We start from the raw sequence: 17,782 nt of genomic DNA, 5'->3' as shown, positions 1-17,782 counted from the left end.
GGGCGATTACTTCGCCAGCCAGGCCTGGAAGCGGGCTTCCACGTCATCCTGGTTGTCGGCCCACCATTCGATGTTGTTCACCAGGAAATTCTTCTGGTTGGCCGGGTTGGTGGGCATATGCGGTGCCATCTCGATACCCAGTTCGGCATGGGTCGACACAAGCGGCTGCGACGAGGCGCGGGCGGGACCGTAAGAGATGTATTTCGCCTGATCGGCCAGACGCTGGGTGTCGGTCGCGTAGTGCAGGAAATCGGTCACGCGGGCCAGACGCTCTTCGGGAAGATCCGCCGGGATGATCCAGCCGTCGAAATCGAAGACCTGCCAGTCCCACAGCATCGCGACCGGCTGCTTCTGCTCTTCGATCACGCTGAACAGGCGACCGTTGTAGGTCGAGCCCATGACGATCTCGCCGTCAGCCAGCAGTTGCGGCGTGTCGGCGCCCGACGACCACCAGATCACCTCGTCCTTGATGGTGTCCAGTTTCGCCAGTGCCTGCTCGACGCCCTCGGGGGTTTCCAGGGTGTCATAGAGGTCGTCCTTGGCCACGCCGTCGCAGAGAAGCGCCCATTCCAGGTTCTTCTTGGGACGTTTTTCAAGCGAGCGTTTGCCCGGGAAGTTCTCAAGATCGAACACGTCGCACAGGCTGGTCGGGGTTTTCCCGTTCCACTCGGCGACATCGGTCCGATAGCCGAAGGTGGTCGAGAACACGATCTGCGGGATGAAGCAGTCGTTGATCAGCGTCGGGCCGAAGTCGTCCTCAACCTCGGTGCCATCGTCGCCTTCGGCGAGAAGATCGTCGAAATCAACCTCCATCGCCAGACCTTCGTCGCACAGGCGCTGGCTGTCGGGGCCTTCGACGTCGACAAGATCCCAGGTCACATTGCCGGCTTCGTTCATGGCGCGCAGCTTGGACACGGCCTCGTTCGAGCTTTCGTCCCAGGTGACCGAAACGCCATCATTGGCGGCCATGTAAGGCTCGGTATAGGCCTTCTGCTGGCTGGCCTGATAGGCGCCGCCCCAGGACACGATGGTCATGTCGGATGCCATGTGGTCATCCGCAAAGGCGCTGCCCGCGGTTATTATCGCGCTGCTGGTGAGAAACGTGGTCAACAGTTTCATATAGGATACTCCCCTTGGGTGTTGGTCTTGTTGGTTGGGGGATCGCGAGGTTGAGCCCGCGGTCCCGGTGCTCAGGCGTCGAGCGCCCGGCAGTCTTCCGGCAGCCACCCGATCTCGATGGTTTCGCCGGGGGTGAGCCGGACGGTATCGGGGGCGTTGCGGGTCTTGACGATGAAATCGTCATTGCCGGCCACCCGAAGTCGTGTGCGGAAGATGTCGCCCATGTAGATGAACTCCAGCACCTCTGCCTTCAGCAGGTGGGCGTCGGGGTTCAGGCGTTCCTTTCTGGTTTCCACCCGCTCGGGGCGGATCGAGACGCGGGTGCGTTCGCCGGCCTTGGTGACGTTGACAGGCATGCAGTCGATCACCTCGCCATCGTCCAGCTGCACCAGCGCGATCTTGTCGTTGATCTCCTTGACGGTGCCTTCCAGCGTGTTGTTCTCGCCGATGAACTGCGCCACGAAGCTGTTGTCGGGATGCTCGTACAGGTCGTCGGGCGGCGCCAGCTGCTGGATGCGGCCATCGTTGAACACCGCGACCCGGTCCGACATGGTCAGCGCCTCGGTCTGGTCGTGGGTCACATAGACCACCGTGATGCCCAGGTTGTCGGCAATGCGCTTGATCTCGAATTGCATGTGTTCGCGCAGCTGCTTGTCCAGCGCGCCCAGCGGTTCATCCATCAGCACCAGCTCGGGTTCGAACACCAGTGCGCGGGCCAATGCGACCCGCTGCTGCTGGCCGCCCGAAAGCTGCGCCGGGCGACGGCCGCCGAAGGCCCCCATCTGCACCATGTCCAGCGCGCGTTTGACCTTGGCCTCTCGCTCGGGTTTGCCCAGCTTGCGCACTTCCAGCGGGAAGGACAGGTTTTCCGCAATGGTCATATGCGGGAACAGCGCATAGTTCTGAAACACCATGCCGATGCCGCGCTTGTGCGGCGGGATGTTGTTGATGGGTTTGCCGTCCAGCAGGATTTCGCCATGGGTGGCGGTCTCGAAGCCGGCCAGCATCATCAGGCAAGTGGTCTTGCCGGACCCGGACGGGCCCAGCATTGTCAGAAACTCGCCCTTGGGCATCGACAGGTTGAGATCCTTCACCACGAGGGTCTCGCCGTCATAGCTTTTCTGCACACGTTGAAATTCGACGAAGGCGTCGTTGGTCTGGTCTCGTGCCAAGAACTCGGCTCCCTGTTTTTGTCCGTTCGTGTCGTGCCGTCCGGTTTTCCAAATCAAAACGCGTCCCGGCCCGAGTTACAACCAAAGAACCGGATATGTTGCTAAAAACCGCTTGCGGGTATAGGTATGAACGCTTTCTTGGCGCCCTGAAAACATTGCGAGCTTTGCATGAAACCGGCAGCCTGTCGCGATTCGAATCGTCATGGCGCGATCACGTTGTGGGCCGGACCATAGGGAAAGCCGGTGATGTTTTCGGCATCGGTTTCGCCGACAATCAGAATGTCATGCTCGCGGTAGCCGCCGGCGCCGGGCTGGCCTTCGGGGATCCACAGCATCGGCTCCATCGACACCACCATGCCCGGTTCCAGCACGGTGTCGATGTCCTCGCGCAGCTCCAGACCGGCCTCGCGTCCGTAATAATGCGACAGCACGCCGAAGGAATGGCCGTATCCGAACGAGCGGTACTGCAGCAGGTCCATCTCGGCCAGCGCGGCGTTCAACTCGGCGCAGATGCCCGCGCAGGTGGCGCCCGGTTTGATCAGCGACAGGCCCAGTTCGTGAATGGCGACATTGGCCTCCCAGATCCGGCGCGAGGCCGGGTCGGGGTCGCCAAGAAACAGCGTGCGTTCCAGCGCCGTGTAATAGCCCGAGATCATCGGGAAGGTGTTCAGGCTCAGGATGTCGCCGTGTTGCAGGGTGCGGGTGGTCACCGGGTTATGGGCGCCGTCGGTGTTCAGCCCGGACTGGAACCAGACCCAGGTATCGCGCATTTCGCTGTCGGGAAAGGCGCGGGCGATCTCGGCCTCCATCGCATCGCGGCCGGCCATGGCCACGTCGATCTCGCGCGTGCCGGGGCGGATGGCGTCGCGGATGGCGGCGCCGCCCAGATCGGCAATCCGGGCGCCTTCGCGAATCAGGGCGATCTCGCCGGGTGATTTCTTCAGGCGCAGGTGCATGGCGTCGGCGGCAATGTCGGGGGTTTCGGGATTGTTCAGAAAGGCTGTCAGCTTGTCGCGCTGTTGCAGGGTCAGGTGATCGGCCTCGATCCCCAGCCGCGAAACCGGTCCCAGCACCTGGGCCACCGCGCGCCAATAGTTGTCGCGGCTCCAGTCCGTGTAGATCAGGTTGTCCCCGACCGAGCACCGCCAGGGCTGGCCCGCATCGATATTGGCCGAGATCGTGGTGCAGCGGTCCTGGGTGATGACGCAGCCATAGGGGCGGCCAAAGCTGCAATAGAGGAACCCCGAGTAATAGGCGATGTTGTGCATCGAGGTCATCAGCACCGCCGGAATATCGCGCCGGTCCATGACCGCGCGCAGGCGGGAAAGCCGCGCGGCGTATTCAGAAGCAGGAAAGGGCAGGGGGGCCTTCTGGCCATTGTGGCTGGTGAAGAACTGGGGACGATCGGACAGATCGGTCATGGCGCATGGTCCAGATCGGGCCCCGGGCTTGGGCCGGGGCGGATATCCCGGCGTTCAGGACTGAACGGCAGGGCGCGCAGCCCTGATCAGCGACGCCATCGCTGACCCGCCGACGCTAGGCCCCCATGCGCCCTGCGGTCAAGCCCGCCGCGCTGTCAGGTTTCCAGAAGCCGCAGCCGCGCTTCCCCGGCCTGCATTTCGCCGCCCGCACGGTCAAAGCGCAGATGGGCCAGCGCCTCGCCCTCGGACTGGGTGAACAGACGGCCCACCAGTTTGCCGTCCGCCGTGATCTCGCTGCCAACGGGGGCAGATCCGTCGATGGCCACACGGGCCAGCCCCTTGCGCAACGCGGTCTTGTGTTTCATCCGCGCGGTAACTTCCTGGCCGACATAGCAGCCCTTCTTGAAATCCACCCCGTGCAGGCGTTCGAACCCGGCTTCCAGGATGTAGGTCTCGTCGGGGATCAACTCGATCCCGCTTTCAGGGATGGCATGGGCGACGCGCAGGCGATCCCACTCAGCCGGGTCGATGCCCTCCGTCGGTGCCGCCCGATAGGCCCGCCACCCCAGCGCCGGGTGGCGCGGGTCGGCGAAACCGTCCTCGGGGACCTTGCCCAGCCCCTGCGCTACGCCCAGAGGCGACGGCGCGATCTCCACCGCCGCGCGCAGCTTGTACATGCTCAGGCGCTTTAACAGGCCCGGTGCCAGCCCGGCGGCCACATCCAGCAGGATGGCCCCGCCCTGCCGGGCCAGGAAGAAATCGGCCAGATACTTGCCCTGCGGGCTCAGCAGCGCGGCATAGACCAGCCCTTGCTGCAGCCCGGCCAGATCGTTGGTCACCAGCCCCTGAAGGAATGGCTCCGCGTCGGCGCCGGTTACCTCAAGGATGTGACGGTCTGTCGTGGTCATCGGCTTTCCCCTGTCCTGCGCACCCGTCATACAGGGGAATGGCAAACAGAAGAAAGAGCCTGCGATGCGCGCACCGATTTCGGTGGTGATCCCAACCCTGAACGCGGCAAACCAACTGCCCGACACGCTGCGCCACCTGATGCCCGGTCTGGGCGAGGGACTGATCCGCGAGCTTGTAATCTCCGACGGTGGCTCCACCGATGCCACGCAACGGCTTGCGGCGGAAGTCGGCGCCAAATGGCTGGAAGGCCCGGCCGGACGCGGCGGCCAGTTGCAGCGCGGGGTTGCAGCGGCCAGCGGCGACTGGCTGCTGATGCTGCATGCGGACACCCATCTGGGCGCGGGCTGGACACAGGCGGTTGTTGCGCATCTGGAAGCCCATCCCGACAAGGCCGGATTTTTCCGCCTTGGCTTCCGGGAGCACGGTATGGCGCCGCGCATGGTGGCCGGGGGCGCAAACCTGCGTGCACGCCTGTGCGACATGCCGTTTGGCGATCAGGGCTTGTTGATCTCCCGTGCGTTGTACCAGAAGATGGGCGGCTACCCGGATATTCCCCTGATGGAGGACGTGGTGCTGGCCCGCGCCCTGAAAGGCCGTTTGCGCCCGCTGCCCGCTGTCGCCCTGACCGGGGCCGAGCGCTATCGCGAGAACGGCTGGATCGGCCAATCGGCCCGGAACCTCTGGCGCCGCGCCCGGTTTCGTCACGGCGCTGATCCGGCGGACCTGGCGCGTGGCTACGATCCGGACCGGAACACCCAGTAGGTGGGGCGTGACAGTTGCGGCTCCGCCAGGGCGCGCTTGCACCGCGCCCCGCACCATTTTCAAGACGGCGCGCAATTTTTTTCTTGTCGAAAAAACTCCCGCCGGAGGCCCGAAATCCCGGCGCCCGCAGGGGGCCGGTCTCAGCCGTCCTCCCCGCGCGAGGCCTTCCAACTGGCGGTCAGCGCCTTGTGGTCATAGCGGGTACGCAGCCAGTCCTCCAACTCGATGGGGGTCTGGGCGGCCTCGGCCTCGTAGACGTCGAAGACATGATCCAAAATGCCGGTGTCGGTGCTGGACAGATGCAGGTATTTCCAGTGCAACTGCCGCCGCGCCTCGGCCACGGGCCTCCCCTCGATCACCGCCAGATACAGCGCCGAGGCAAACCCCGCGCGGTCGGAACCGGACTTGCAATGCATCACGAAGGGACATTCGACCGTGCGAAACAGCTCCAGCAGCGCCAGAATGTCGTCGCGCGGCGCCAGCTTGCGGGCGCTCAGGGTGATGTTGTGCAGGGTCAGGCCCAGCTTGGCGCAGGCTTCCTGCTCGAACAGGAAGGGGCTCTGCCGGTTGCGGCCGCGCAGGTTGATGACGCTGACGATGCCGCGCTTCTTGTAGATGTTCAGCCGTTTCGGAGACGGCTGGTTCGACCGCCAGACGCCCGGCGCGATTTCCTCGAGGTTCCACCACAGGGTGCGCAGGAAGGCATGGTCCAGAAGCTGGAAATGCCACCACGCGTGCCGCCGCGCCTTCGGGGTCGAGATGTCCCGGCCATAGCGGTCGCGCAGGGCGCGTTCGACCTTTTGGAACTTCGACTTCAGGCTGTTCGTCATCGTGTCTCTCAACTCGCCACTCGGGGACTCTTGCATACGCGGCCCGGTCCGGGTCCGCGGCGGTGGCTGCGGGCAAATTGACCTTGGGGATGCGCCCGCTTACCTGTTTTCAGGCGTGTTTGAAAGGTTTTCCAATGACTCTGTCGCAAGGTCGCCCCTATCTGGCCATCCCCGGCCCTTCGGTCATGCCCGACCGCGTGTTGCAGGCCATGCAGCGCCCCGCACCCAACATCTATGCCGGCGAACTGGTCGGTCTGGTCGACAGCCTGCTGCCCGATCTGAAGGCCGTGGCGCGCACCGATGGAAAGGTGGCGATCTACATCAGCAACGGGCACGGGTTGTGGGATGCTTCGCTGGCCAATCTGGTGACACCGGGGGATCGGCTGCTGGTGGTGAGCACCGGGCGGTTTGCCGCCGGCTGGGGCGATGCGGCCCGCGCCATGGGGGCCGAGGTCGAGGTCATGGACTTCGGGCTGCGCGGGGCGATGGATCCCGACCGGGTCGAAGCCGCGCTGCGGGCCGACACAGGACACAAGATCAAGGCGGTGCTGGTGGCGCATGTGGATACCGCCACCTCGGTGCGCAACGACATTGCCGCCCTTCGTCGGGCCAAGGACGCGGCGGGCCATCCCGCGCTGCTGATGGTGGATTGCATCGCCAGCCTTGGCTGCGATCCTTTCGAGATGGATGCCTGGGGTGTCGATGTGATGATCGCCGCCAGCCAGAAGGGGCTGATGACGCCGCCCGGTCTGGGGTTCGTCTTTTTCAACGACCGTGCCGACACTGTGCGCAAGGGGCTGGACCGCGTGCCGCTCTACTGGGACTGGACCCCGCGCACCGAGGCCGAACTGTTCTACCAGTTGTTCTGCGGCACCGCCCCGACCCATCACCTGTTCGCCCTGCGTGAGGCGCTGACCATGCTGGTGCATGAGGAAGGGCTTCCCCACGCGCTGGCGCGTCATGCCACCCTGGCCCGCTGCGTCTGGGCCGCGGCAGAGGCGTGGCAGGCCGGGGGAGGGCCGCTGCTGAACATTGCTGATCGTGGCGCGCGCAGCCACGCGGTGACGGCGCTCAATACCGTGTCCGCCGAGGACGGCACGCGCCTGCGCGACTGGATGGAACAACAGGCGGGGGTGACACTGGGGATCGGGCTGGGCATGGTTGCCCCCGGCAACCCGGAGTGGCACCGGTACTTCCGCATCGGGCATATGGGGCATGTGAATGCGCATATGGTTTTGGGGGTGCTGGCCAGCATTCAGGCCGGGCTGGTGGCGCTGGACATCCCGCATGGAGCCGGAGCACTGGACGCCGCCGCGCGAGTCTGTGCCGGGGCAAGCGGTTGAGATCACCTCAGAAATTTGCGTCGGGCGTCCTGCGCGATGGCGTGTTTCATTTGCAGGTCCGCAACCTTTGACATCGCCGCCTTGCGGTGTTCGGGGGCCGCATCCGCCAATGCGGCCAGGGCCTGATCCAGGGCCCGCTTGAGACGGATTTCTTCGGGCAGGGCGCCGGCTTCGGCCATGAGGCGATGGCCCACGGCGGTGCCCGCATCGATCAGCGCGTCGCCAGGGCGATAGGGCAAGGGCTTGCCCGCGCCGGACAGGCCGGACAACTTGCCTTCGGCCTCGGCGCGGCGAATGCGGCTTTCGGTGAGCGTGGCGAGCGAACGGATCATGCCCACAAGATGGGCATGATCCGCCTGTTTTCCAAGGGCCTCAGCCCAGTTCGGCCAGACGCGCCAGCGCCGCTTTCACACGGGATTCCTCGTCTTCTTTGACGGCCAGCAACTCGCGGGTTTCGACGATCACCTCTTCGGGGGCGCTTTCGACGAACTTGGGGTTGTTCAGACGGCCGCGCAGGCCGCCCAGATCCTTGGCCAGCTTGCCGAGGGTCTTTTCGAGGCGGGCCTGTTCCTCGTCCACGTCGATGACATCGGCCACCGGCAGGGCAAAGGTGCCGCCTTCCACCGCGACGGTCACGCAGCCCTTGGGCAAGTCACTGACGGTGTTGATCTTTTCGATCCGCGCCAGTTTCCGGATCAGGGCGGCGTTGCGCGACAGGGCCTCGGCCCCGGCGGGGTCCAGTTCCAGTTGCAGCAGCTCCAGTTTCAGACCGGCGGGCACATGCATCTGGGCCCGGACCGAGCGGATCTCGTCGATCAGGGAAATCACCCAGTTCATCTCGCGATCCGCGGATTTGTCCAGCAATTCCGAGGCCTTGTAGGTCGGCCAGTCCGAGACCACCAGCAGGTCGTCGCGCTTGGCTGTCAGGCCCCACAGCTCTTCGGTGATGAAGGGCATGATCGGGTGCAGCAGGATCATGCACTGGTCCAGAACCCAGCCCATGGTGGCGCGGGTTTCGGCCACCACGGCGGGATCGTCCGAGGCCAGCAGCGGCTTGGCGAATTCAACGTACCAGTCGCAAACCTTGCCCCAGACGAAGCCGTAAAGCGCATGCGCCGCGTCGTTGAACCGGTAGCTGTCCAGCGCCGCGTCGACGGTATCCAGCGTGCGGGCGGTTTCGCCGATGATCCAGATATTGGCGGTCTGGCTGGCGTCTGGTGCGTGTATGGCTGGCGTATGGCTGCCATCGGCACCGTAGACCTCGTTCATCTCGGCGTAGCGCACGGCATTCCACAGCTTGGTGCCGAAGTTGCGATAGCCGGCGATGCGGTCCTTCGACAGTTTCAGCACCCCGCCCAGCGAGGCCATGGCGGTGTTGGTGAAGCGCAGCGCGTCTGCGCCGTATTCATCGACGATGTCCAGCGGGTCGATCACGTTCCCGGTGGTCTTGGACATCTTCTTGCCCTTCTCGTCGCGCACCAGCCCGTGGAGATAGACGGTGTGGAAGGGTTCGGTGTCCATCACCGCGAGGCTCATCATCATCATCCGGGCGACCCAGAAGAACAGGATGTCCTGCCCGGTGATCAGCACCGAGGTCGGGAAGTAGCGTGCCAGTTCCGGCGTCTTCTGGGGCCAGCCCAAAGTGCCGAACGGCCAAAGGCCGGACGAGAACCAGGTGTCGAGCACGTCCGGGTCACGCCAGACCGGGTAGACCAGATGGGTCGGGTCGTCGCTGACATTGTATTCGGCCAGACTTTCGGCCAGCAGATGCACGGCGGCCTGATAGTCCGCAACCTCGACAATGCGGGCCACATGCAGCGGCGTCGGCAGGTTGGCCAGATCGCGGCGGAACTTTTCCGACACGGCCTCCAGATCGGCGGCGCAATGGTGCGTGGGGGCCGCGTGGTTGTAGCTGCCCTCGCGCAGCAGGCGGAACAGTTCGACGTCGTCGAGATCGCCTTCCTCGGGGCCCAGCTCGCTGGGTTCGGGCCAGATGTTCAGACCGTACCAGACCGGGATCTGGTGGCCCCACCAAAGCTGGCGCGAGATGCACCACGGCTCGATGTTCTCAAGCCAGTTGTAATAGGTCTTCTCGCCGCTTTCGGGCATGATGACCGTGCGGCCTTCGCGGACCGAGTCCAGCGCCGGGCCGACGATCTTGTCGGCATCGACAAACCACTGGTCGGTGAGCATCGGCTCGATCACCACTTTCGAGCGGTCGCCATAGGGCTGCATGATCGGCTTGGCTTCCACCAGCGGCACCTGCGTGACCTCTTCGGCCTCGGCGCCTTTTTTCTTCTTCGGCTTGCCAAGGCGCGGATCGTCCGAGGTGGTCATCACGGCCAGCCCTTCGGCGGTGATGTCGGCCACGACCCTTTCGCGCGCCTCGAAGCGGTCCAGTCCGCGGTACTCCTCGGGGACGAGGTTCATGGCGGCGATGGAGGCCTCGGTGAACTCGGCCTCGCCGTTGGCGATGCGCTGGGCTTCGGCGGCTTCCTCGGCGTAGGGGCGGCCATCGGCGCGCAGGTGCCCCCTGGTGTCCATCAGGTTGTACATCGGGATGCCGCCGCGCTTGGCGACCTGATAGTCGTTGAAGTCATGCGCCCCGGTGATCTTCACCGCGCCCGAGCCGAAGGTCGGATCGGGGTAGTCGTCGGTGATGATCGGGATCAGGCGGCGGTGGTCTTTCGGGCCGACCGGGATCTCGCAGAGCTTGCCAATGATCGGCGCGTAGCGGGCGTCCGAGGGATGCACCGCGACAGCGCCATCGCCCAGCATGGTTTCGGGCCGGGTGGTGGCGATCGAGATATAGTCGCGGGTCTCGCGCAGGGTGACGTTGCCGTCTTCATCCTTCTCGACGTATTCATAGGTTTCGCCGCCCGCCAGCGGGTATTTGAAGTGCCACATGTGGCCCGGCGTCTCGACGTTCTCGACCTCAAGATCCGAGATCGCGGTTTCGAAATGCGGATCCCAGTTGACCAGCCGCTTGCCGCGATAGATCAGGCCCTTTTCGTACATGTCCACGAACACCTTGATGACGGCATCGTGGAAATCGGGCGAGTTCTCGTGCCCGATGCGCGGATCGCCCGGCGCGCCGGCCATGGTAAAGGCGTTGCGGTCCCAGTCGCAGGAACAGCCCAGACGCTGCAGCTGCTCGATGATGGTGCCGCCGGATTCGGCCTTCCATTCCCAGACCTTGGCGATGAAATCCTCGCGCGACATGTCGGTGCGGCGCAGGTTGCTTTCCGCCTTCAGCTTCTTTTCGACCTGAAGCTGGGTGGCGATGCCGGCGTGGTCCTGACCGGGCTGCCACAGGGTGTCGAAGCCGCGCATCCGGTGCCAGCGCACCAGGATGTCCTGCAGCGTGTTGTTGAAGGCATGGCCGACGTGCAGCGCGCCGGTGACATTGGGCGGCGGGATCATGACGCAGAAGCTGTCATCGCGCGATTTGTTGGCCCCGGCCCGGAAAGCGCCGGTGTCTTGCCACGCCTGGCTGATCCGCGCCTCGGCCTCGGCCGCGTTGAAGGTCTTTTCCATTGCCATGCGTCTGGTCCCCGAGTTCAAGCGTTGCGCGTCGGCATAGCGAATGCGCGGGCCAAGGCCAAGGGGGCGGTGCACCGGGGCTGCGCGCCACGCCTGTTACAGCCCCTGCACAATTTGTGAGTGATTATGATGGGCCGGGGCATCGCTTGTTAAGGGATCGCGACCTATCTTGGTTCTGGAATGGAAGCGAAAGGAAGGTCAGCGTGGCCGGGCGCGCATCACGGTATATCACCACACAGCGGCGGGCGGGGGATGCCCCGCGCACGCATGTGGTGATTCTGGATGGCACGCTGAGTTCGCTGGACGCCGGGCGCAGCACCAATGCCGGGCGCATCTTCAAGCTGCTGATGGATCTGCCCGCCGCCGACCGGCCTTCGGTCTATTACGAGGAAGGCATCCAGTGGCGGCAATGGCGGTCCTGCACCGATGTGCTGACCGGGCGCGGCATCAACCGGCAGATCCGCCGCGCCTATGGGTTCCTGGCCGCGCGCTATCAGCCCGGCGACCGGATTTTCCTGTTCGGCTATTCGCGCGGGGCGTTCGCCGCGCGTTCGCTGGCCGGCGTCATCGACCGGGTCGGGCTGCTGAAACCGCATCGCGCGACCGAGCGGATGATCCGGCAGTTGTACCGCCACTATGAGACCGACCCCCACGGCCGCCACGCCCGGCTGTTCGCCGAGAAATTCTGCCGTCCGGGGGTGGAGATCGAGATGGTCGGCGTTTTCGACACGGTGAAGGCGCTGGGATGGCGGTTTCCTGTGCTGGCCGAACTGACCGACAAGGCGCATGATTTCCATTCGACGCATCTGGGCCACCACATCCGCCACGGCTTTCATGCGCTGGCCCTGCATGAGACCCGCGCGGCGTTCGAGCCGCAGTTGTGGACCTGTCCGGAAGGCTGGACCGGCCATGTGGAGCAGGTCTGGTTCCGCGGCACCCATGGTGACATCGGCGGGCAGCTGGCAGGGTTCCACGCGGCGCGGCCGCTGGCCAATATCCCGCTGGTCTGGATGCTGGAGAAGGCCGAGGCCTGTGGGCTGGTGCTGCCCGAGGACTGGCGCGCGCGCTATCCGATGGATGCCGAGGCCCCCAGTTCCGGCTGGCGCGGCTGGTCGCTGATGTTCCCGCTGCGCAAGCGCCGGGTGGTCGGGCGCGACCCGTCGGAAAGCCTGCATCCGACGGCGCGCAACACCCGCAAGGTGCCCGGGGCCGAGGATCTGCCGCTGGCGCAGGCAGGATAACCGGAAGACCACGGGTTTCAGGTCAAGATTCCGTTGCGGCAATACCTTCAGGCGCGCAAGCTGTCTGTCGTAAGCGGAGGGTACTGCAATGGAAATGCTGGAAGTCGGGCTGGCCTTCACCGTCGCCATGATCCTGTTTTCATCCGTCGTCTCGGCCTTGGTCGAAACCATTCTGCGCAGCATGGCGCTGCGGCGGCGCTATGTCGCCAACAGCGTGCGCAGCATGTTGCGGGATCTGAATGCGCGGCACGGCCGCGCGACATTCCTTCAGACGGCGCGCGACAAGGCCGGCGCCGGGAAGGGACCGCTGGACCTGGACGATTGGATCGAGGGTATGACCGACGATCTGACCTGCAACCGGTCCAAATGGGATCCGCAAGTCAACAACCAGATCAAGAGCAAGGACTACAAGCGGGTCGAGAACCTGTCCCTGACGGGGCTGGCGACCCGGATGGCGGAAAATCCGCTGGGCGAGGCGATCAAGGCCGGGGCGCCAGACGACATTGCCAGACAAAGGGATCAGTGGAATATTGTGCTGCGCTGCTATGCCCGGCACAAGGCGCTGAGTTCGGAACGTCATCGGATCGTCGCCAATCGCACGGCGGTTCTGGTGGCGATCGTCTTTGCCTTCGTGTTCAACGTGCACGCCGGGCGGCTTGTGGCGCATTTCAGCACCAGCGTGGATGTGCGCGAGAAACTGATCGCCAACCCCGAGCAGATCATCGCCGACGCGCAGGAGGCGGTGAGCGCCTTGAATGCCCTGGGCGCCGAGGCGACACCGCAAGACAAGGAAGTTGTCGAAGCGTTTCAGGTCGCCGCCAGCAGCCTTGAGCCGCTGACCGCGGACGGCACCCTGCCGATCGGGGCCAAGTACTATCCCTATTGCGATCTGTTCGCCAAAGAAGGGGAGTCGCGTGTCTGCCCGCCGGACAACAACGGCCTGGTGTTGTGGATCGTAAACGTGCTTCTGGCCGGGATCCTGATCGGTCTGGGCGGGCCGTTCTGGTACCGCGTGTTCGACGGGCTTTCGAACCTGACCAAGATCCTGAGCAGCTGGAAAGGCACCTCGAAGAATCGCGAGACTCTGCCGCCCCCGACACAGGCAGAAAGCAATCGCGCCGGGAACGAAGTCAGCGCCGTCGTCGAGGAGATCCTGCAGGCCACCAACGGCGAAGCCTACACGCTGCCGCCGGATTGGAGAGCCGCGCCGCCCCCGAAATCATCGTCGGACACGGCCTGAACGGAAAAAGGCCGCGTGCGGCAGGTCCGGGGTGTTCCGGACTGGCGCAGCGCGGCCCTTCGATGTCTGGCCTCAGGCGACTTTTTCCAGCGAGCTTTCCTGCGTCACGCCCAGGGCATGGCAGATGTCGCGGGTCAGATGCGGCTTGTTCAGGGTGTAGAAGTGCAGGTCCTCGACCCCTTCCTCCAGCAGATCGCTGCACAACTCGGTGCAGAGGGCCGTGGCCAGAAGCTCTTCACGGCCGTCACGCTTGGCGGCGGCAAAGGCGGTGTCCAGCTCGGCGGGCACATGGGTGCCGCAGCGCAGGGCAAACTTGCGCACGCCGTCCCAGTTTTCGATCGGCAGGATCCCGGGGATGATCGGCGCGTCGATGCCGGCGGCGGCGCAGCGGTCGCGGAAGCGCAGGAAGGTTTCGGCCTCGAAGAAGAACTGGGTGATGGCGGAATGGGCGCCGGCGTCGATCTTGCGCTTCAGCCAGTCCACATCGGCATCGGCATTGGTCGCTTCGGGGTGCGGGTCCGGATAGGCGCCGACGCGCAGCTTGAACTTGCCGGTGTCGGCCAGCGCCGAGATCAGCTCGCAGGAATCGGCAAATCCGTCCGGGTGCGGCACGAAATGATCGGTGCCCTTGGGCGGGTCGCCGCGCAGGGCGACGATCTCGGTCACGCCGGCCAGGGCATAGGCTTCGGCGATTTCCAGGGTTTCGGCACGAGTGGCGTCGACGCAGGTCAGATGCGCGGCCACGTTCAGGCCATAGTGCTTGTGGATCGTCGCCACCGCTTCATGGGTCAGCTTGCGGGTGGTGCCGCCGGCGCCATAGGTGACCGAGACGAAATTTGGGGTCAGCGGCGCCAGCGTCTGGACCGTGTCCCACAGGCGGAACGCGGCATCCAGCGACTTCGGCGGGAAGAATTCGAAAGAGATTCGCGGCTGTGTCATCACATGTCCTCTACGTTTGATCGTGACATGCCATGGATTTGGTGGTGAAACAAATTCATAATCCTCAAGAAGGTTATGAAGGATCTGCATAATGTATCTGGAGCTGAAGCATCTGCGCGCCGTGCGGGCCATCCATGAGGCCGGTGGGCTGGGGCGGGCCGCCGACACGCTAAACATGACGCAATCGGCCTTGTCGCATCAGATCAAGGCCATGGAAACGCTGGCCGGGGTCGAATTGTTCGTGCGCCGGGCCAAGCCGATGCGGCTGTCGGCCTCGGGGCAGAAGCTGTTACGGCTGGCCGAGCGGGTGCTGCCCGAGATCGAGGCCGTCGAGGAAGAGCTGCGCGGTGACGAGGCCGGGCGCAGCGGGCGGCTGCATATCGCCATCGAATGCCATGCCTGTTTCGACTGGCTGCTTCCGGTGCTGGAAAGTTTCCGCCGCGCCTGGCCCGATATCGACGTGGACATCCGCCCGGGCCTGTCGTTCAACGCGCTGCCGGCGCTGCAGAAGGCCGAGGTCGATCTGGTGGTGTCCTCGGACCCCGAGGATCTGGACGGCATCACCTTTGCGCCGCTGTTCGACTATGACCCGGTGTTCATCTGCGCCGCCCAGCACCCGCTGGCCGAAAAGCCCTGGGTCGAGGCCGGGGATTTCCGTGGCGAGACGCTGATCACCTATCCCGTCGATGCCGCGCGGCTGGATGTGTTTACCCAGTTGCTGACGCCCGCGGGGGTAACCCCGCGCGCGGTGCGTCAGGTAGAGCTGACGGCGGTGATCCTGATGCTGGTGGCGTCGAATCGCGGGGTGGCGGTGTTGCCCGACTGGGTGGTGCGGGCAGTGCGGGCCAACCCCGAGTATGCCATACGCCCCTTGACCGCGACGGGGATCACGCGCCGCCTGTATGCGGCCACGCGGACCGAGGACCTGGCCCGCCCCTACATGGCGCATGTGCTGCGGCTGGCCCGCAGCGAGCCGGTGAAATTGCTGCGGGTGTGAGGCGCCTGCAACTTTTCGCCCCCGCCGACTGGACGCTGTTCGGTGCGGCGACTATACGCGGCGTTTGAAACAACGGAGCGCGATCATGCAGGGCAGTGCCAACCTCAATGTGATGATCAAGGCGGCCCGCAAGGCTGGGCGGTCGCTGGTCAAGGATTTCCGCGAGGTCGAGAACCTTCAGGTGTCGATGAAAGGCGCCGGCGACTTCGTGTCGAAGGCCGATATCGCCGCGGAGGAGATCCTGAAGGAAGAACTGCTGGGCGCGCGGCCGACTTATGGCTGGCTGGGCGAGGAAGGCGGCGGCCAGGACGGCGAAGACCCGACCCGGCGCTGGATCGTCGATCCGCTGGACGGCACCACCAACTTCCTGCACGGGATGCCCCATTGGGCGGTCTCGGTGGCGCTGGAACACAAGGGCCAGATCGTGGCGGGCGTGGTCTTCGATCCCGCCAAGGACGAGATGTTCTATGCCGAGAAAGGCAAGGGCGCCTGGCTGAACCAGAGCCAGCGTCTGCGCGTCTCGGGCCGCAGCCGGATGATCGAGGCGGTTTTCGCCACCGGTCTGCCCTTCGGCGGCCGCGACACGCTGCCGGCGTCCTTGCAGGATCTGGCGCGGGTGCTGCCGGTCTGTGCCGGGGTGCGCCGCTGGGGCGCTGCCGCGCTGGACCTGGCCTATGTGGCGGCGGGCCGCTACGACGGCTATTGGGAGCGCGGGCTGAACGCCTGGGACATCGCGGCGGGCCTGCTGATCGTGCGCGAGGCCGGTGGCTTCGTCGAGCCGATCCGCGAGGGCCAGAGCCTGCTGGAGTCCGGCAGCCTGATCGCCGTCAACGATCCGCTCAGCCAGCCCTTCATCAAGGCCATTCGCGGCGCATAACCGGGGACTCATCCCTTGCGTTTCGGCACCCTCGGCACGCGGCTTATCTCGGGCGGTGCGCGGCGGCGCCGCACCCGGGGCACCGGGCTGCGGGCGAAGCGATATCGCGCCTCGGGGTTGTCGGGATGGCCATTGGTGCGGGCCCAGAAAGCGGGCCCGCCCGCGCGGATCCAGGACGGAACCATCAGCACCATCCCCAGCACGAAGCCGCCCGCATGGGCCCAATAGGCCACCCCGCCCACATCCGAGGGCGTGCCCAGCCCGTTGAACACCTGCAACCCGAACCACAGCCCCAGCATGGCCCAGGCCGGCACCGGGATGATCCGCACCAGCACGATCAGGAACACGAAAATGTCGATGCGGGCGCGCGGAAACATCAGCAGGTAGCCGCCCATCAGCCCGGCGATGGCGCCCGAGGCGCCCACCACCGGCACCGTGGAACCCGGATCGGCCAGCACCTGGATCATTCCCGCGCCCAGCCCGCAGGCCAGGTAGAACAGGCCGAACCGCAGGTGGCCCAGCCGATCCTCAAGATTGTCGCCGAAGATGTGCAGAAACAGCATGTTGCCCAGCAGATGCATCCAGCCGCCGTGCAGGAACATCGAGGTGAGCAGCGTGCCATAGGCCCCGCCGGCCTCGATCTGCGCCGGGATGATGCCGTAGGTCAGGAAGAACCCGGTCAGGCGGCGCGGGTCCGAGAACATCGGCACATAGGCCAGGAAGATCACCACGTTCAGCGCCAGCAGCCCGTAGGTGAAATAGGCCGTGCGTGTGGCCGGGTTGTGATCGCGGATGGGGATCATGCTTTCTCAGGTGCGCCGCCCTGTTGCAGAAATCAAGCCGCCGTGTCCGCGCGCTGCGCAGGGCCGCACCCCACCGCCCGGTCTTTACACAGCCGCCCGCGCCGCTTACCTCGAACGGACTGGTCTGGCCCGCGTGGTGGAATGGGTGACACAGGGGACTTAAAATCCTTGAGTCTGTGCGGGAAAATGCATACGGAACAGGGTGTTGAGGCCAAGAGACCGTTTTTAGACGCGATATTGGCCCGAAACTGAAAAATGAGGAACAACGCCAGATGCGGGCGTGATGGAATGGTAGACATACCAGACTTAAAATCTGTTGGGCGTATGCCCGTGTGGGTTCGACTCCCACCGCCCGCACCAAATTACTCAGTAAAAAAAAGGATTTGGTGGGAGCTCTGAAAAGCTAGACTGGGTGATCCCGCTGAGGGTCCCATTGGACCAAGTCTAGGTGTTCAGTCCCGGCATTTGGTGGATCGGATTTGGGATGAATCGATCTGGTTCTGAAGTCTAGATCTTGCAGATGTATTCGTAAGGCGTAAGCCCGCTGAGGGTCTTGAGCCTGCGGGCGAAGTTGTAGGCTGCGATG

15 protein-coding genes and 1 tRNA gene are annotated in these 17,782 nt (G+C 64.9%); 7 read left to right on the top strand and 9 right to left on the bottom strand.

Annotated features, from left to right (window positions below; translation table 11 throughout):
• Window positions 1–6: 6 nt before the first annotated feature.
• From AB0T83_RS03535 to ygfZ, 4 genes are all read right to left on the bottom strand, one after another.
• Complete coding sequence (locus AB0T83_RS03535) at window positions 7–1,119, bottom strand: extracellular solute-binding protein (protein WP_366191615.1); 1,113 nt, start codon at window positions 1,117–1,119, stop codon at window positions 7–9.
• A gap of 71 nt (window positions 1,120–1,190) precedes the next feature.
• Entirely contained in the window at window positions 1,191–2,291 is a 1,101-nt protein-coding gene (locus AB0T83_RS03530) for an ABC transporter ATP-binding protein (protein ID WP_366191614.1), read from the bottom strand.
• Between the two features lie 200 nt (window positions 2,292–2,491).
• Window positions 2,492–3,712, bottom strand: a complete 1,221-nt coding sequence (locus AB0T83_RS03525; protein ID WP_366191612.1) for an aminopeptidase P family protein — start codon at window positions 3,710–3,712, stop codon at window positions 2,492–2,494.
• 155 nt (window positions 3,713–3,867) lie between these two features.
• Window positions 3,868–4,620 (bottom strand): CAF17-like 4Fe-4S cluster assembly/insertion protein YgfZ, encoded by a 753-nt coding sequence (ygfZ, locus tag AB0T83_RS03520; RefSeq protein ID WP_366191611.1) that lies wholly within the window; start codon window positions 4,618–4,620, stop codon window positions 3,868–3,870.
• Between the two features lie 64 nt (window positions 4,621–4,684).
• Between ygfZ and AB0T83_RS03515 the strand changes: the two genes are divergently transcribed.
• The gene (locus AB0T83_RS03515; RefSeq protein ID WP_366191609.1) at window positions 4,685–5,383 is read left to right on the top strand and encodes a TIGR04283 family arsenosugar biosynthesis glycosyltransferase; all 699 of its coding nucleotides are present in this window, start codon (window positions 4,685–4,687) and stop codon (window positions 5,381–5,383) included.
• A 140-nt stretch (window positions 5,384–5,523) separates the two neighbouring features.
• Here the strand turns inward: AB0T83_RS03515 and AB0T83_RS03510 are convergent, their stop codons facing one another.
• Window positions 5,524–6,213: a tyrosine-protein phosphatase gene (locus AB0T83_RS03510; RefSeq protein WP_366191607.1), complete on the bottom strand. Its 690-nt coding sequence runs from the start codon at window positions 6,211–6,213 to the stop codon at window positions 5,524–5,526.
• A gap of 134 nt (window positions 6,214–6,347) precedes the next feature.
• Here AB0T83_RS03510 and AB0T83_RS03505 point away from each other — a divergent pair, with 134 nt between their 5' ends.
• On the top strand, window positions 6,348–7,556 hold the full coding sequence (locus tag AB0T83_RS03505; RefSeq protein ID WP_366191605.1) for a pyridoxal-phosphate-dependent aminotransferase family protein: 1,209 nt from the start codon (window positions 6,348–6,350) through the stop codon (window positions 7,554–7,556).
• Between the two features lie 2 nt (window positions 7,557–7,558).
• Here AB0T83_RS03505 and AB0T83_RS03500 read toward each other — a convergent pair whose 3' ends face one another.
• Entirely contained in the window at window positions 7,559–7,888 is a 330-nt protein-coding gene (locus tag AB0T83_RS03500) for a DnaJ family domain-containing protein (RefSeq protein ID WP_366191604.1), read from the bottom strand.
• Between the two features lie 40 nt (window positions 7,889–7,928).
• On the bottom strand, window positions 7,929–11,099 hold the full coding sequence (locus AB0T83_RS03495) for a valine--tRNA ligase (protein ID WP_366191603.1): 3,171 nt from the start codon (window positions 11,097–11,099) through the stop codon (window positions 7,929–7,931).
• Window positions 11,100–11,302: 203 nt separating this feature from the next.
• Here AB0T83_RS03495 and AB0T83_RS03490 point away from each other — a divergent pair, with 203 nt between their 5' ends.
• The gene (locus AB0T83_RS03490; protein ID WP_366191602.1) at window positions 11,303–12,340 is read left to right on the top strand and encodes a T6SS phospholipase effector Tle1-like catalytic domain-containing protein; all 1,038 of its coding nucleotides are present in this window, start codon (window positions 11,303–11,305) and stop codon (window positions 12,338–12,340) included.
• 88 nt (window positions 12,341–12,428) lie between these two features.
• Window positions 12,429–13,580 carry a hypothetical protein gene (locus tag AB0T83_RS03485; protein ID WP_366191600.1) on the top strand — a complete coding sequence of 384 codons (1,152 nt, stop codon included), beginning with the start codon at window positions 12,429–12,431 and terminating at the stop codon, window positions 13,578–13,580.
• Between the two features lie 72 nt (window positions 13,581–13,652).
• Here AB0T83_RS03485 and metF read toward each other — a convergent pair whose 3' ends face one another.
• Window positions 13,653–14,519, bottom strand: coding sequence for a methylenetetrahydrofolate reductase [NAD(P)H] (gene metF, locus AB0T83_RS03480; protein WP_366191599.1), 867 nt, complete (start codon window positions 14,517–14,519; stop codon window positions 13,653–13,655).
• A 91-nt stretch (window positions 14,520–14,610) separates the two neighbouring features.
• Here metF and AB0T83_RS03475 point away from each other — a divergent pair, with 91 nt between their 5' ends.
• Window positions 14,611–15,516, top strand: a complete 906-nt coding sequence (locus AB0T83_RS03475) for a LysR family transcriptional regulator (protein ID WP_366191597.1) — start codon at window positions 14,611–14,613, stop codon at window positions 15,514–15,516.
• A gap of 85 nt (window positions 15,517–15,601) precedes the next feature.
• Window positions 15,602–16,393, top strand: coding sequence for an inositol monophosphatase family protein (locus AB0T83_RS03470; RefSeq protein WP_366191595.1), 792 nt, complete (start codon window positions 15,602–15,604; stop codon window positions 16,391–16,393).
• A gap of 8 nt (window positions 16,394–16,401) precedes the next feature.
• Here AB0T83_RS03470 and AB0T83_RS03465 read toward each other — a convergent pair whose 3' ends face one another.
• Window positions 16,402–17,196, bottom strand: a complete 795-nt coding sequence (locus AB0T83_RS03465) for a rhomboid family intramembrane serine protease (protein WP_366191593.1) — start codon at window positions 17,194–17,196, stop codon at window positions 16,402–16,404.
• A gap of 274 nt (window positions 17,197–17,470) precedes the next feature.
• Between AB0T83_RS03465 and AB0T83_RS03460 the strand changes: the two genes are divergently transcribed.
• Window positions 17,471–17,556, top strand: a tRNA-Leu gene (locus AB0T83_RS03460).
• Window positions 17,557–17,782 lie beyond the last annotated feature (226 nt).

It is taken from the genome of Meridianimarinicoccus marinus (assembly GCF_040689105.1).
GTDB classification, from domain to species: domain Bacteria; phylum Pseudomonadota; class Alphaproteobacteria; order Rhodobacterales; family Rhodobacteraceae; genus Meridianimarinicoccus; species Meridianimarinicoccus marinus.
This window is presented reverse-complemented; position numbering and strand designations above follow the sequence as displayed.